Source organism: Sporosarcina sp. FSL K6-3508 (assembly GCF_038615825.1).
Classification (GTDB): domain Bacteria; phylum Bacillota; class Bacilli; order Bacillales_A; family Planococcaceae; genus Sporosarcina; species Sporosarcina newyorkensis.
This window is the reverse complement of sequence record NZ_CP152016.1, coordinates 2,636,964-2,654,390: the sequence shown is the minus strand read 5'-3', so window position 1 is coordinate 2,654,390 and position 17,427 is coordinate 2,636,964. Positions and strand designations below refer to the sequence as shown.

Genomic DNA, 17,427 nt, shown 5'->3' with positions numbered 1-17,427 from the left:
GTTACTTCTTTTCAAAATGCTAAACTTTGAAAGGTCGAAAGGCAATGCTGAAGGTGGAATTCGTATGGGAAGAACGGAACATAGGCTGCAACAGAAAAAGGTTAATGCCGATAAGAAAAAGTCAAACATAAAAAAACCAATTCGCATCGTATTCTTCGGAATGCTAATTGCGGCTATTTGTGGTTTGGTCATAATAAATTTATTCATTTCATTGAGTGATGTGAGTAAATTAGAAGAGCCTGTACCGAGGCCGACGTTTGTTTACGATCTAAACGGAAAAGTCGTTAGTGAAATTTCCGATTCGAAAATTGAAGGTGTCTCCATTGACCGCATTCCAAATGAGTTAATTGAAGCAATCATCTCAGTTGAGGACCAACAATTTTACAAACATTATGGGATAAATTATTTCGGGGTTGGGCGCGCATTAATCCAAAACCTGTTCAAAGGTGAGGTTGTTGCAGGTGGGAGTACAATTACTCAACAGCTTACAAAGAATGTGTTTTTATCGCAAGAACGTACGTATTCCCGTAAATTTAAAGAATGGATTCTTGCGAAGAAGATTGAGAGGATGTATTCGAAAGATGATATTTTGGAGCACTATCTCAACCAAATCTATTTGGGCGAAGGTGTATGGGGTGTTCAACGTGCTGCACAGACCTACTTTGGTAAAGATGTAAGCGAGTTATCGTTAAGCGAATGTGCGACGGTAGCAGGATTAATTAAAGCGCCCTCCCACTTATCTCCTGCTAAAAATATGAAAAAGTCGGTGGAACGGCGCAACCTTGTTTTATCATTAATGAAAAGTGAAAAGTATATTAGTCAAGCAGAGTTTAATGAAGCGATCGGACAAGAAGTTGTATTAGCTGATTCAACAATGTCAAATTATAAAGGGAAATATCCTTACTATATTGACCGTGTTATTGACGAAGCGGTCAACAGGTACCATCTTACGAAAAATGAAGTGCTGTCTGGCGGATTACATATTTACACAGAAATAAATCCTGTCATCCAAGATGCGTTGGAAGAAGTGTATGAGGATGATCGTTATTTTCCTGAAAGTAAGCCCGATCAACTCATTCAAAGTGCTTCTGTTTTTTTGAATCCTAAAACAGGTGGAATTTCGGCATTGGTTGGGGGCAGAGGGGAATATACGTATGGACGCTTTAATAATGCGACTGAACTCATCCGACAACCGGGTTCGACATTGAAACCGCTAGCCGTCTACACTCCAGCGCTCGAGCAAGGTTATTACATGTCGGATTTGCTTCTCGACGAACCAATAAACATTGACGGCTATTCTCCGAAAAATTTCGATCAGAAAAATAGAGGGGAAGTGACAATGTACGATGCACTTGCGCACTCGTATAATGTCCCTCCCGTCTGGCTCTTGCACCAGATCGGAATAGAAAATGGGGTGCGTGCTGTTGAACGGTTCGGAATTCCCTTGGAAGAAAACGATCATACGCTTGGCTTAGCCTTAGGAGGGCTGAACAAAGGTACTTCACCTTTGCGAATGGCCCAAGCTTTTTCTGCGTTTGCGAATAATGGAGTGATGGTGGAAGCACATGCGATTGTAGAAATAAAAGATTCAGAAGGCGAAGTCCTTGGAAAGTGGCGTGAACAGTCTGAAGATGTGACAGATGCGGAAGTTGCTCAGCAAATGACCTATATGCTGCAAGGTGCTGTAGAAGAAGGTACGGCGAAGAAAGCCCAAATTTCAGGTATTGAAGTGGCCGGTAAAACGGGTACCACGCAACTGCCATTCACAGGTGTGGATGGCTCAAAGGATCATTGGTTCGTCGGCTATACACCAGACATCGTAGGTGCGGTTTGGCTAGGGTATAATCAAACAGATGCCGACCATTATTTAACATCGACCAGTAGTTTCACAGCGCCACCCATTTTCACGCAAGTCGTTTCAAAATCAATGAGTGAATTGCCAACAAAGAAATTTGATTTGCCATTAATCGGGAAAAATATAGAAGCGCTGGAGAAACAGAAGGAAAAGTTGAGTAAAAAAGAACGTATAAAAGAAAAAGAGAAAAGAAAACAGGAGAAAAAAGAAGAAAAAGAACGGAAAAAGAGAGAAAAGAAAGAAAAGGTGAAGAAAGAGATAAGGCAGGAAATAGAAGATTTGAAACGGAAATGGAAAGAGTATATAGGGGATTAGAGAAGTGAAAGTGTACAAAAAGAGTTGATTGACATTAAGGAAGAGGGTTCCTGCACTTAGGATGCCCTTTTTCCTTTTTCGTTAGAGGGTACCTATTATATGACCAATTAATAAAATCCCTATTCTTCATGCGAAAACTTTAGTGCTACATTTTGAATCATTGTTATAATAGGGATAGAAGTATTGAATTAGCCCTGAAATAAAATTATTTTTCATAAAGAGGTAAATTCACTTTAATGAAATATTAGGAAATCGGTGCAGTGGTCTTAAGTGTGCTTACTTTCGCTACTAGGAAGTACGAAGGAATCAGAATCGTATTAGGAAATACATATATGAGGGGAATAGAAGATGATTACATCAGAAGAAATTAAAAGAAGACTATGGGACGGTGCCAATGAGTTACGTGGATCGATGGATGCCAGTCGATATAAAGACTATATGTTGGGGCTAATGTTCTACAAATTTTTAAGTGATAAAACGATTGATACATTTAGAATCACAAGTGGGATGAAACAAAATACCGAACAAGAAGTAATTGAATCGTATCGTGAAAGCTACGCACAATATCCTGAACCTCTTATTGAAATGATGTCTGGCGTTCTCGGGTACTACGTTTTACCAGAACACTTATATCAAACGTGGATTCATGATATTCGTTCAGGTGAATTTGAAGTTCAAAAAGTAACAGATAGCTTGAATCACTTTGAACGAACAATTGCCGTGACAGGCGACTCAGATGATTTTAAAGGGCTATTCTCCAGTTCAACACTGGACCTGACAGATACGGCATTGGGTAGTAATTTAAATGAACGTAGCAAGAACATAAAAGAACTCGTTTTACTCTTTGCAGATCTCAATATGGTCGCTTTGCAAAAAGGGGACGTATTAGGTGACGCCTATGAATATTTAATTGGCCAATTTGCGATGGAATCCGGGAAGAAAGCTGGAGAGTTCTATACGCCATCACAAGTGAGTGAAGTCATGGCGCAAATCGTTGCGAAAACGAAGTCCATTGAAACAATCTATGACCCAACAGTAGGTTCAGGCTCCCTTCTTTTAACTGTAAGCAAGTACTTATCAGAAGACGAGAAGAAAAGCTTAGCTTATTACGGGCAAGAGAAAAATACTGCAACTTATAACTTAACGAGAATGAACTTACTTCTTCACGGCGTACGTCCGGAAAAAATGAACATTAATAATGGCGACACACTTGCAGAAGACTGGCCAGAAGATCCACAACGTCCAAACGAAGGGGTCCAATTTGATGCGGTCGTTATGAACCCACCGTACTCAGTGAAGAACTGGAATAAATCGAATTTAAAAGTGAGTGATCCACGCTTTGAAGTTGCTGGCGTCTTACCACCAGATTCAAAGGGAGACTATGCCTTTCTCTTACACGGCCTGTTCCATTTAGGCCAACAAGGAACAATGGCGATTGTTTTACCGCACGGTGTGTTATTTAGGGGTGGGGCAGAAGGAGAAATACGTAAACGCTTATTAGAGAAGAATTACATTGATACTATCATTGGTCTTCCTGATAAATTATTTACGAATACAGGAATTCCTGTATCCGTCCTTATTTTGAAGAAAGATCGTCCACTTGGCACTCCTGTATTAATGATCGACGCTTCTAAAACGTTTGTAAAAGAAGGAAAGCAAAACGTCCTACAAGAAAAAGACATTGCAAGAATTGTAGATACATACGCGACGCGAAGTGAAGAAGCTGGCTATAGTCATTTAGCAACGAGAGATGAAATTATTGAAAATGAATACAACTTAAATATTCCGCGATACATTGAGTCGATTGAGGAAGAAATTCCGCAAGATGTCGATGCTCATCTTTATGGGGGTATTCCGTATGCCAACATTGCAGAATTAAAAGTTCTACAAGAATCAGTTCCAACGATTATCCAACAGGCATTAAAAGAAGTCCGTACTGGCTATGTTGAACTGACAGAACCGATGGATGAACTAAAGAAGAAAGTCTTGAATGATGATCATGTTATTCAAAAGTCAAACGCAGTCGAACAACAATTAAAAGCTTATATGGACAAGTACTGGGCGTTATTAAAGTCTGTCGATGACGTGAACAAAATTACGGGACTCCGTGATGCTATATTAACAGACATCAAAGAGCTTTTATTAGGATTCAATCATATTGATGAATACGACGGCTATCAAATCATTGCGGAAATTTGGAAAGATAAGCTGACAGATGATACAGAGATTATTGCGTTAACGGACTTCTATACAGCAGGGCGCACACGAGTACCATTCATGGTCACAAAAGGTTCTGGAAAAACGAAAAGAGAAGAGCAGGATGGTTGGATTGGAAGTATCGTTCCAACTGAATTAATTATGAAACATTTATTTGCTGAAGAAGTTTCTACTATAGAAGAAATAGAAACAAGACTTCCTGAAATCGATGCTGAATTAACTGAATTAGTCGAAGCAGCAAAAGTAGAAGAAAGTGATGAAGAAGTTGCGTTAAGTGAAGCACTGAATGATAAAGAGGATGCTTTCACAATAGGTGCGATACGCTCGCTATTAAAAGAAGCAGAAAAAGGAAGTACAGACCACACGTTATTGAAAAAAGTAGAAACTTTACTAAATGAAAAAACGATGTTAAATCGTGATGTAAAGAAATTAAATATAGAATTAAAAGAAGCAACAGAAGCACGCATTGAAACTTTAACGAATGAAGAGATTGATGTCCTCATGCATGAAAAATGGTTCGGTTCACTCGTATATAAAGTCATGCGGTTAATTGAAAATCCTTTAACAGAAGAACTTGCAGTACTCGAACAATTGCAAGCACGCTATTCAGACACTTTATCCACATTAGAAGAAGAGAGTAAACAATTAGAGCAAGAGTTAGAAGAAATGATGCAAAAATTGGTGGTGAGTGAGTCTTGAATGAGAAGAAGTTAGTGCCGAGAAGAAGGTTTGAAGAATTTCAAAATGCTGATGCTTGGGAACAGCTTAGGTTAGAAGAGATATCCGATATTCGCACTGGCCCTTTCGGAAGTACACTGCACGCAAAAGATTATGTTAAGGAAGGAACGCCAATCATAACAACAGAACACTTCAAAAACGGTGATCTCCCTAAACAAAAAGACGGTATTCCACAAGTATCAGCTGAGGACCTTCTTAGATTGCAGAGTTATGTTTTGAAGACCGATGATATTGTTTTTTCCCGAGTGGGTTCAGTTGATATAAATGCCTTAGTAACGCCATTTCAGCGTGATTGGTTGTTTTCGGGGCGTGTTCTTCGTGTTAGGACTAATAACAGTATTGATAGTCAATATATGCACTATGAACTTTCAACATCACGAGCCAAAAACGATGTCATTTCCCGTGCTGTTGGACAGACTATGCCCTCAATTAATACGGAAATTTTAAAACAAACAAGGGTGTTTATTCCTACCGAGATTAAAGAGCAAAAGCAGATTGGAGCATTCTTGTCCAATCTCGACAACCTCATCACCCTTCATCAGCGTAAGTTAGAAAAAACAAAAGCTATGAAATCTGCTTATCTTGCTGAGATGTTCCCTGCTGAATGTGAACGAGTACCGAAAAGAAGGTTTACTGGTTTTATAAAGGATTGGCAAAAAACAATGTTAGGCAAACTAGGCAACACATACTCGGGAATGTCTGGAAAAACCAAAGAAGATTTTGGTCATGGAGATGCGGAATTCGTAACTTATATGAATGTATTTAAGAATGAGATATCTGATATATCGTTAACGGAGAAAGTTGTTTTAGACAATAAACAAACAGAAGTCAAATACGGTGATGTTTTGTTTACAACTTCATCAGAAACGCCACATGAGGTTGGACTGTCTTCAATATGGTTAGACAATAGACCCAATGTGTATTTGAATAGTTTTTGTTTTGGATTTAGACCTACATCAGAAATGAATAAATTATATCTAGCATATTTATTGCGTTCGAATGAAGTTAGAAACCAAATAGAGATTTTAGCTCAAGGTATTTCTAGATATAATATTTCAAAAGGAAAAGTAATGGAAATAACTATTTCTATACCAGATTACGAAGAGCAGCAAGCAATCGGTGAGTTCTTCAAAAAGCTAGACGATTCAATCACTAACCAACAACAAAAACTCAAGAAATTAAAAGCAATGAAGCAAGCGTATTTAGCAGAAATGTTTGTCTAAGGAGGTATTCTAATGAGTAATGCACCAAAGAGTGTTTCGGAAGCAAGCTTTCAAGATCGGTTTGTTGAGAAGTTAAAACGCTTCAAATGGGAATCACCTGAAGAACTCGATGGGACGAAACGAAAAGTAACGACCAAAGATTTAATCAATCATTGGCGTAGTGAATTGAATCGTATTAACGTCGATCAATTAGAAAGTGTTCCGTTAACAGATAATGAGTTTAATCAAGTGATGGCACAAGTGAACCAAATTGCCAATAGTTTTGAAGCAGCGAAATTATTGGCGATGGAAGGCTCTAAAGGGAAGATTGATGGAATTTATCGAGATCCAGACCCCCGTCTAACGAGAGAACAAATCACGCTCACCATTTTTAAAAAAGCACAAGTTAGTGGGGGAGATTCTAGTTACACGATTGCAAGAGAAGTCACGACACCGAACGGCAACCGTTTCGATTTAGTTTTACTCATTAACGGCTTACCGCTTATTAATATTGAACAAAAACGGGCAGATAAAACGCTTGATGAAGCCTATAGCCAGTTCAAACGTTACTACCAGGATGGAGAGTATACGTTAAATTTTATGGCATTTTCACAAATGATGGTTGTGACTTCTGAAGTGGCGACGCGTTATTTTGCGACGCCTAAAACGGTGCATGATTTCAATCCGAGTTTCCTCTTCCACTGGGCAGATAAAGACAATATTCCTGTGAACAACTGGGAAGAAGTCATTAACCAATTTTTAATGATTCCAATGGCGCATCAAATGGTCGGTGATTACCTAGTGATTGACGAAGCAAGAGAGGAAGACAATCGTCGACATATGCTGATGCGTTCCTATCAAGTGCATGCCTTACAAGCAGTCGAAGCAGCAGCGTTTGGCTGGGATAATGAAGACCGTATCCCTCACGGTGGCTTTGTGTGGCATACGACAGGTTCAGGCAAAACGATTACAAGTTTTAAAACCGCACTCTTCCTATCGACGCGAGCAGGCTTTGATAAAGTGGTATTCCTCGTGGATCGTCGTGAATTAGACAGTCGTACAAGTGAGAACTTTAAAGCATATGCAGCGTATGAGTCTGTGTCAGTTGATGATACGAAGCATACATATGAGTTGCGTAAAATCATGCATTCACCGAATAACGGCATTGTTGTCACCACGACGTATAAACTAAGTAATCTAGTAAAAGATTTAATCGAAAAAAATGATTCTGGTCTTGCCGATAAGCGTATCGTATTTATTATTGATGAAGCGCATCGGACAACGATGGGGCAAATGATGGGAACGATTAAACAGTATTTTAACAACAACAGTTTATTCTTCGGTTATACAGGAACCCCTTTGTTTGATGAAAATCAGGCGAAGGGAAAAATAAATGAAAAAAGTGAACTGATTGATACGACCGAAAAACTATTTGGTCCACTCATCCATCAGTATACAATTGAGGAAGCAATTGCAGACAGAAACGTTCTAGGCTTCCATGTCGATTACATTAATACCGGTGAGTTTAAAAGTTATGATGATCTCAGAGACCAGCTTATTGAATTACTTCAAAACCAGAATCCAGATGTGGAAATAAAGAAGTTAGAGCGAGAAATGCAGCAATTATCAGACCTAGAGGTTGAAAAAGCAGCGAAAAAAGCGGGGTTACTCGTTTACTACGATGAAACACATATTCCAAGGGTTGTCGAAGAAATATTAACACAGTGGGACGCACAGTCTCAAAACCGAGAATTTAATGCAATTTTAACGGTCGCGTATAAAAAACGTGTGCTTGCTTACTTCGAAGAATTTAAAAAGCAGATGGCCGAAAGGGATATTCAATTAAATATAGCTATGACATTTAGTTTTGGCAGTGAGGAAGAGACGGAACGGGTAGACCCTGTCATCATTAAAAATATGTTCAAAGATTACGGAGCGTTTACTGGAATTGAATTCGTAGCTGGGGATCAAAAGCGCGGAGAAGACGCATATTTTGAGGATGTGATTGAACGTGCGACGAGAGGAGGAAGTGGACGTAACCCTAAAAATATAGACCTTGTCATCGTAGCCGATCAATTACTAACAGGATATGACTCTAAGCTACTCAATACACTTTATGTAGACCGTTCACTTGAATTGCATGGATTAATACAAGCATATTCTAGAACGAATCGTGTGTATGGTTCAACGAAAGAATTCGGAACGGTGATTAATTTCCAGTACCCTAAAATCACTGAAGAAATGGTCAACATTGCATTAAAACTCTATGGTAGCGGGGGAACAAGCAGTAAAGCAATTGTCGAGCCTTACCCAACGGCAGTCGAGAGGTTGAAACTGGCATTTATAGAGTTGGTGAATACGTTGCCTGATCCAACGAACTGGCAATCGATTGAACCGTTTGAAGAGGAGAAGAAACAATTCATACAAGTGTACAAAGAAGCTGCCGTACAATTTAACTTAGTCGAGCAGTATTATGAATATGCGTGGGATGATGCAGCATTTGGAATAGATGAACGTACGTGGCTCCAATATACCGGTGCTTACCGTAACTTAACCTTTGAAGAAGGAGAAGAGTTACCAGGTGAGACAGTTCCTACTTTAGCAGGTAAAACGAAGCTTGCAGGTTCACAGATCATTGATGCTAATCATATTTTGAGCCTCATTGGATCTAAAGCAACCTCAACGAATGGTATTCAAACGGTCGATGCAGAAACGTTACGCATTATCCATCAAGAAATTAAAGAGTTGAGTAACTTTGGTGAACATGAACAAGCTAAATTACTAAAAGAGTTTGTGGTGGAAGAATTACAAACTGGAAACGTGTCCAGTAACATCAATTTCGATCAGGCATTTGAAGAGTGGAAAAATGATAAGAAAAGGACACTAATTTACGAAGTTGCTGATGAGTGGGGCATAAATGGTAGAGTTCTTGAAAAATCCGTTGATGCTTATTCAATCACATCACCACAAGACATTCCGTTCATTGATGACTTGATCGGTAGTCTGGATTTCTCAGCTGCAACAAAAAAGCAAGGCGCTAATCAACTCATGCATAACTTTGCATTAACGCCCTATCTTACGAAGGTTGTTCCGCAAATTAAATCAAAGTTTAAATCGTGAACTTTTGTGAAAGTACCTGTGTGACAAAGATTCATGTTTGTTTGCTTAAACATGATTGTTTAAGCAAACGTAATAGTTTCTTGCACAGGTACCGTTCAATGGTTCAATGAAAGTAGAGGATAGACGACACAATAAAATAGATTCTTAAAGGAGGAACGAGTGGGGTTATGTTAAAGAACTATACGTTTCGTTTGATGTTCGTCTTAGTCGCGGCATTGTTTTTATCTTCATGCAGTGAGGATAAGTGGGATGCTAAAAAAGGTGGTACCAATAAAGAGATTGCAAAAGAAGTGCAGCAGACGTTTTTCTTGTACAAAGAAACGGGACAGACAGAAGATCAGACGGGGATTGGCGATTTATATGTAAAAACATTAACGTCCGACATCGATAAAATTTCTTCCAACGTGATGAACGGGCAATATGTGCATAACCGCGACGATGACTCAGTGTTGTTTTTAACAGGTGACCATGAATTGTATGAATACAAAAAAGGGGCCGACAAAGAGAAAATCGCATCGGATGTACTGCACTTCAGCAGCCAGTACTCCAATAAATATATTTTTTATACGAATAATGACGAGGATTTATATATCGTTGATGCAGGGCGCGAACCAGAAAAAATTGCTTCGTCCGTCCATATGATGGATATGATCGGGGCGGACTTATATTATACGCAGGAGGTCGGCGTGCTGAACAGGTATAATGTAGAAACCCGTAAAGAGACCGAACTTGCTTCCAATATTAGCTTTTTTAAGCTGCTGAATGAAGATGGTGATTATGTATATACAAATGACGATTCCATGCTGTTTTACAAAGTGGCCGACAAGGACGCTGTGAAAATTTCCGGAAAAGTAGTCGATTCAAACACCATCCGACAGATTAAAGATGGATTCATTTATTGGGCTTGGGAAGATGAAAAACAAGTGGTGTATCAAACTAGCACAGACGGAGCAGAGACAAGTAAAATTGCCGCAGATGTGCTGTCTTATGATTTAGTCGGTGATCAAATTATCTACATAACATCTGACGATAATTTATTTATGAAGCAGATTGAAGATTCATCCTCCACGAAGTTAGCGAGTGAAGTGTTGGAGTTTTTCGTCTCTGAGGATTCTGTCTATTATACGGATTTAGAGGGCAATCTTTACGCAGTGACAAAAAAGGGAGAGAAAACAAAACAAGCATCAAATGTTGAGTCTGTCCGCATTACGGCAGACAATGAACTGGTTTACAAAAATGAAAGTGGCGAATTGTTTTTAAACGATACAAAATTAGCTACGGATATCGTTGACTTTACGTTAGTTCATAACAATTTAGCATATGCAACGAAGACGAATAAGCTGTATTTTATGGCGGATCTGAATGAAGCGGTTGTCGTGGAAGATGACTTATCAAAGTACTCGGTCGTTTCATATCAAAATGACGTCATTTTCTCCAAATACTTATCATTCTCAGATCTGAATGGTGACTGGAAGTCGGTTGGTGAAGAGAGAAATGAGTACGTTCATGTTTCGGATGACGGAACATTTTCTTTTAAACAAGGCGGCGCACCGATAAATTTTGAAGTGGAATATGCAGGTCATAATTATATGGATGTCAATTCTGGCAAGAGCTATTAACGGATTGAATATGATGGGAAAACGATGACAATTGAAGACAACAATGAACAATATCGTTTCGAACGGGCGTCAAAAGAAGAAGTAGCTGCTGCTGACGAAGTAGTGGAAAGACCGACGGATAAAAGCGCAGCACCGCAGGATTCACCGACAGAACAGGTGGCCGAGCCGGAAGCTGCTCAATGGGAAAAGGATGAAGCCGTACGAATCGCAGATAGCTTGCAGGGAACGAATCAAACTATTGTAACGGGCAAAGGAAACTTAAGGAATGCACCTACATTAAATGGAGATGTAATCACTGCTTTACCTAGAGGAACAGAAGTATATATTATTGACACCCAAGTAGAATCTGCTGAAAGAATTTGGTGCAAAGTCGAAGTCTATTTATCGAATAGCAATTATGTGGGTTGGATTTCCTACAATACAATGAATTATACGCTACCCTAATTTTAAGTACCTTTAACGACTTATAATAATCTATTATGTTATTCCTTGGTTTCTTATCTATTGTGTTGCGACCCACTTTTCAACTTCTACAACTGGTGCACCTCTGTATAAAGTAGTGGAAGGTGCGAAAAAAACTTTGCAATTTATTTGGAAAAGTGCCTGTGTGACAAACATTCAGGATTGTTTGATTAAACATGATTGTTTAAACAAACGGAATAGTTTAATGCAAAGGTACCCTTCACTATTGTATGCGCCCTGCCAGGTCCCAAACCAACCCCCCAAACATATGCTACTACATAAGAATAAATTAGGTGTATTACTTACCCGGGGAGAGGAGCTAATGGGTCTTGGCTACAAAACCGCAGCAATTACAAAGGGGCGATACGGTAGGGATTGTGACGCTTGGAAGTCCGTTGGCGGCTAATCGCATTACGGAAGGGATTCGGATGTTGCAAAGTATGGGATTTAAAGTGGTTGTGGGGGAACATGTGTATTCTGCTAATGGCTTTCTTGCGGCAACTCCCCGGCAAATGGCTTCGGATCTAATGAAGATGTTTACAAATCCGGAAGTGAAGTGGATTTTACCTGCCCGGGGTGGAGTAGGGGTGGAAAGTATTTTACCATTCCTTGATTTTACCGTCATTAAACAAAATCCTAAAATTGTTTCGGGGTACAGCGACATCACGATTTTATTGAATGTGTTGTTTGAATATGCTGACCTCATCGGTTTTCAAAGTTTGTTATTGTTAGACTTTAATCCACAAACCCCTCCGTATAATTTCAATCAATTCTTTACGGCAACATCGACTGTCACTGCGCCTTGGCAAATTGTCACCCCACCTGGAGTTCCACTTATCGGAGCAGTTCCGGGAAATGTAACAGGACCGATTGTAGGTGGAAATCTCACGTCATTCGTGGGTACCTTAGGCACATCTTATGAAATCAATACGGAAGGCAGAATTCTTCTTTTGGAAGAAACACATGAACCGGTCAATACGGTGTATCGATACTTAAACCACTTAGCTATGGCACGGAAATTTGAAGATTGTGCAGGAATCATTATGGGACAATGTACGAACTGTGAACCAGCCTACGGGAAAAGCTATATGGATGTGATCAATGAATTTCTAGTTCCACTTGGAAAACCTTTAATGACCAACTTGGCAACCGCACATGGCCATTATAAAGCCACCGTACCTATTGGAGCCAGTGTGAAAATGGATACGGTGAATCGAACGTTGACGGTGATGGAGCCGGTGGTTAAGGTGTAGTCGAAAATGAGGCCAGTGGAGATGGAAATCGGCATGGTATACAATTAATTATCCGGTTTTACTGATGTATGCAAGGATTGGGAGTATACTAGTAAATTAAGGATGTCTACTTCAATAAAATAGAATTCAGAAATTTGTAAATGGTCTATAAGGACGATAAGAATAGTAGGTGAAAAAATGGGGAAGTATCAATTGGATAGCAAAGGTCAGGCGGCTGTAGCAAAGTATCATGAAAAAAACAAGCCTGCCCAATTTGATAAAAAGCAGCAGGTTGAAAAAATACGTGCGGAGTATTTGAAAAAAAAGCAGAAACAAACAGGTAAATAATATGACGCTGAGGCAGCAATATCTTTTGACGCTGTTTCGGTTGCCACTGTCTCTATATGAGAATAAAGGTGTTATTACAAGAGAATCTGGGATATTGTATGAGAGGAATCTCTTGTGCAATATTCCTTTTTTATGGTCGAATTATTTTGAATGATGAAATAAAAAGATTGACGTACTCAAAGAAAATGTGATCAGCATCGGCCACAGTCTAAAGAAGCCTTCAAAGAACGCAAGAATTGTTTCCCGCACCGGAACGTTTTTCATGGGAATTATAAAAGTAAACGAAAGCAGCCCGATACTTTTTCGGGCTGTTTCATTTCAGCCGTCAAAGCGTCCAAATTTCTAACCGATCAAAGAATGCAAAACAAACAAATCTCTACTTATTTATCAACAAATATGTACAATAAAAAAGGCTCATTATCGCCAAATTGCTAGAGTATTTAACGGTGTTAAATAGGTGGAAATAAGACCGTTTAGGCATACCAGACAATAAACCGCGAAAATACGATAGCATAAGCTCTCGCATCACTTTTTATCTCCTGAAAATGAAGTATAATGTCGGATTTTATCGATATAGGACTTTGGATAGACTTTGTGGGGAAGTCTCCAACCTACCACCAGATTATGTTAATATAGAGATAAGAGTGAGGGAAAACGCTGCTGAAAGAGAGTGGAGAAATTCACTGCTTTTTTATTTTGTCTTTGGTCAATCAACTGCATGTAAAAGTCTACCTAGCCTGCAATTGCTTTTCCCCAACTTATTTTGAAGCCCCCTCCTAAATACTTAAGCACCGCGACAAAGAATAATTACAATCGAATATGGAAAGGATTTGGTACAATGCGATCTGATATTACTGCAGATCACAAGTTACAAGAAAGAGATCTTCGGAAGAAAGAACCACGTCAGGATAATACTGTGCGTGAAAAAGACCTACAACAGGATACAAATCCACGTCAAGAAGAAACTACAGGTGATTACTCATTTGAACGGGTTCCACGCGAGGAACGGCAAATGGGCTGGTTAAGTATCACCAACATCACATTCGGCATCGCAACTGCGATCTTCTATTTCCAGATGGGAAGCGTTATGGCACTACAGTTTGGAGCGGTGAATGCCCTTATCTCGGCAGGGTACGCAATTGTAGTCGCAGGCATCCTAGGAAGCTTCATTGTTTATTTGTCTGCTAAATCGGGCATGAACGTTAACTTATTATCCCGCGGAGGATTTGGTTACGTTGGAGCCGGATTAACCTCACTTATTTACGCTTCTAATTTTATTATGTATTGTGCCTTTGAGGGCATGATTCTAGTTGCAGCTGTTCATGCTTATTTTCCTGCTATGCCTGTTTGGCTGTTAATCATAGTCTTCGGATCGGTGATTATCCCATTGAACTGGTTCGGCATTAAGCAACTGGACAAATTGCAAAAATGGTCCTTGCCGATCTTCTTTATCTTTTTAATTACAGCGATCGTTATGACATTCACCCATTCGTCACCATTTGACGGGGCTTTATGGACATTCTTGCCTGAAGGCGTCAAAGTCGGAGGCACCGCACTATTGTTATGTATCGGAATGCAGCACGGAATTATGGGGCTAACGGCATTGATTGCATCAGACTATGCGCGCTTTTTAAAACCAAAAGATTTGAAAATTGGTTCCATTGCAATCGGTTTCATTCCGCAGATTTTCTGCTATGGTGTAATGGGCGGTCTTGGCATTTGGTTCGGAGTTACATTTGGCGAATCAAATCCGGGCGTATACATCGTTACTCTATTGGGGCTTGGCGGTGTGCTGTTTACTCTGCTTACACAAGTTCGAATTAATGTTACCAATATTTACAGCAGTTCGTTATCCCTATCGAACTTCTTTGAAAACACATTTGGCTTTACGCCGGGACGTCGTTTCTGGGTCGTCGTTGGGGGCGTTACTGCGATGATTCTCATGCTGGGCGGGATCATTGACCATCTTGACACGGCAATGACTTTCCAAGGCGTTGCGCTCATGAGCTGGGCGGCCGTACTGGTGACAGATGCACTTGTGCTAAGAAAATGGCTGAAAGTCGCTCCGCGTTTTTATGAATCCAGACAAGAAAATCTCTTTAAATGGAACCCGGTCGGCGTTGTATCGCTAGTTGTTCCGACGATTATTGGTACCATTGCAGCGCTCGGTTTTATGGGCACATTCCTTCAAAGTACTGCGGCATTTTTCGCAGCCCTTTTGGCAGCGGCTATGACGATTATTCTTGGGATGACGACAAAAGGACGCTATTATGCGAAGAGAGAAGTAAACGATATTCCGAAAGAGGATTGGATTTAATCAGCTGTATGTCTAGATCTTTTACAAAGAATAGCATCTTATCTCCGATAGTTGTCAGTAAACATAGCCAAGATTAGTTAGGTGTAAGAAAACTACTCTTAAACTTTGACATCAAAGCATTGTTAGGAGAAGGTGTTTGGACTTACGCTTAGTTCACAAAACATTTTCATAGAACGTCATAAACTTTGTTATATCAAGGTATATGACGTTTTTTTAATGGTGTGAAACTACACCTGGATTTTATTAATTGTAGGATTTGCACTGTTAATAAAAGGAGCTGACTTATTTGTTGACGGTTCCACCAATATTGCGAGTCTTGATGTTCTGGGCTTTTATAATGCCTGGCATAATCATGGCTTGAACATTTAATATCTGTACAGGCTTGAAGTCGTCCTCCATGGTGAGTACGGCTTCTTTTTCTTAAGAAAAGTGTGAATGTTGTGGAAGGGAATTTAATGAATAAAATAGATAGACTCATATCGATGAAAGATAACATCGACCGGTTGCGTCCTTTTTCCGAAGCCACATTGCGAGGGCTCGAAGTATTTCCACATATTTTGAAACTTTTTTAGTAATTTCCCGTCTGTAGGCTGCTTAGAGAATTGGGATGTTTAGAAAGGATGAATGAAATGAAGAAGTTATTTGCAGTAGTTGGTGCATTCTTACTAGCGTGCAGTTTGCCGTTGTCCGGGGCTGCTGCCGGTAAGCAAGTGTTTTCTGATGTGCCGCCGTCGAAGCATTTTGCGGACGCGGTGAATGAGCTGGCGGCGCGTAATATCATAGGAGGTTACCCGGACGGCACGTTCAAGCCGGGGAATTCGATTACGCGGGGACAAGCTGCGGCAATTATTGCGAAGATGATCGGTTTGGATACATCGGATGTAAAAGGCCGGAAATTCAAAGATGTACCAGCATCCCATGGTTTTTATAAGGCGATTGTGAAGATGGCGGAGGAAGGAATTATCGGCGGTTATCCGGACGGCAGTTTCAAACCGAATGAGCCGATAAAGCGTAAAAGTATGGCTGCGATTCTTGTGAAGGCATTTGATTTGCCTCTTAGTGTGGATGTGAAAAATCCGTTCAAAGGAGAAGTTGGTATTACGAATGACGTACTTGTTATTTACAAGCTCGGCATTACTTCGGGTACGTCCCCTACAACATTCAGCCCGAACGCATCGATTACGAGAGGACAGGCCGCGAAAATGCTTGCGGCGACGGAACAGGTAATGATGAAGAATGCCGTGACGGTGGAAGCGGGCGATTTAGGATGGGATACAATCGAATCGGTTAACGCAGATGAAGTAAATGCAGGTGTATTCCGAGCAGTAGAAGTGAAAGGGAAAAAAGACGGAACGCAAGATCAAGTTCAACTATTTCCGATCAAAGAAGGAAAAGGTGGAATTGTCATTGCGGGAAGAAAAGCGGAAAATGGATGGAAGAATCAAAAATATTATGTCCATGTGAAAAAAGAGGGCAGCGAACTACGGTTGACGTTAGACAAGACGGATGAATCACTGCCGACAGTGACATGGCTCAATACAAAATATAAAACGGTACAAAATATAGCTCTCGCCAAGGTAGACGGAGAGAGTATCTCGGACAACGTAACGATTGAGAAAACTGAACACAATTTCACACATATTATGATCGAAAAACCGGGTGAGTATATTGCGACGGTCCGCTTTGCGAATGGGGAAGAAGTGCGGTACAGTGTGACAGCATTTGAAAATGATGACAGCTTTTTCTATGGTACATCGGCGATCGAACTAGGACCGGCTGATTTTTTTGGATAAGTATAATGGGTGCTGGGTCTACAAGCAAACTTAGCTACGGAGAAACGATGTCTGACAGTACGAAAATGTTCAAATTAGGATAGTATAAGCGAGAGGGATTAGGTTGAAATACACCTAGTTCCTTTTTTGTTTGAATGAGATATTTTACGCTTACGCTGAATCAATCTAAATATGAAAAACTGGAGAGATAGGGGATGCCTATCTCTCTT

At 40.0% G+C, this 17,427-nt stretch carries 10 protein-coding genes; all 10 read left to right on the top strand.

Annotation, left to right across the window (positions count from 1 at the left end; all coding sequences use genetic code 11):
• The first annotated feature begins 64 nt into the window (after positions 1-64).
• Entirely contained in the window at positions 65-2,170 is a 2,106-nt protein-coding gene (locus MKX97_RS13170) for a PBP1A family penicillin-binding protein (protein WP_342536171.1), read from the top strand.
• Between the two features lie 348 nt (positions 2,171-2,518).
• Positions 2,519-5,086 (top strand): type I restriction-modification system subunit M, encoded by a 2,568-nt coding sequence (locus MKX97_RS13165; RefSeq protein ID WP_342536170.1) that lies wholly within the window; start codon positions 2,519-2,521, stop codon positions 5,084-5,086.
• Positions 5,083-6,348, top strand: a complete 1,266-nt coding sequence (locus MKX97_RS13160; protein ID WP_342536169.1) for a restriction endonuclease subunit S — start codon at positions 5,083-5,085, stop codon at positions 6,346-6,348. Before MKX97_RS13165 ends, MKX97_RS13160 begins: the two co-directional genes overlap by 4 nt.
• A gap of 12 nt (positions 6,349-6,360) precedes the next feature.
• Positions 6,361-9,447 carry an HsdR family type I site-specific deoxyribonuclease gene (locus MKX97_RS13155; protein WP_342536168.1) on the top strand — a complete coding sequence of 1,029 codons (3,087 nt, stop codon included), beginning with the start codon at positions 6,361-6,363 and terminating at the stop codon, positions 9,445-9,447.
• A 167-nt stretch (positions 9,448-9,614) separates the two neighbouring features.
• Positions 9,615-11,066, top strand: a complete 1,452-nt coding sequence (locus MKX97_RS13150) for a DUF5050 domain-containing protein (protein ID WP_342536167.1) — start codon at positions 9,615-9,617, stop codon at positions 11,064-11,066.
• A 24-nt stretch (positions 11,067-11,090) separates the two neighbouring features.
• Positions 11,091-11,510: an SH3 domain-containing protein gene (locus MKX97_RS13145; RefSeq protein ID WP_342536166.1), complete on the top strand. Its 420-nt coding sequence runs from the start codon at positions 11,091-11,093 to the stop codon at positions 11,508-11,510.
• A gap of 347 nt (positions 11,511-11,857) precedes the next feature.
• Positions 11,858-12,781 carry an LD-carboxypeptidase gene (locus MKX97_RS13140; RefSeq protein ID WP_342536165.1) on the top strand — a complete coding sequence of 308 codons (924 nt, stop codon included), beginning with the start codon at positions 11,858-11,860 and terminating at the stop codon, positions 12,779-12,781.
• A gap of 177 nt (positions 12,782-12,958) precedes the next feature.
• Complete coding sequence (locus MKX97_RS13135) at positions 12,959-13,108, top strand: hypothetical protein (RefSeq protein ID WP_342536164.1); 150 nt, start codon at positions 12,959-12,961, stop codon at positions 13,106-13,108.
• An 838-nt stretch (positions 13,109-13,946) separates the two neighbouring features.
• A complete protein-coding gene (locus MKX97_RS13130; RefSeq protein WP_342536163.1) occupies positions 13,947-15,425 on the top strand; it encodes a cytosine permease in 1,479 nt (492 codons plus the stop codon).
• A 629-nt stretch (positions 15,426-16,054) separates the two neighbouring features.
• Positions 16,055-17,218 carry an S-layer homology domain-containing protein gene (locus MKX97_RS13125; protein ID WP_342536162.1) on the top strand — a complete coding sequence of 388 codons (1,164 nt, stop codon included), beginning with the start codon at positions 16,055-16,057 and terminating at the stop codon, positions 17,216-17,218.
• Positions 17,219-17,427 lie beyond the last annotated feature (209 nt).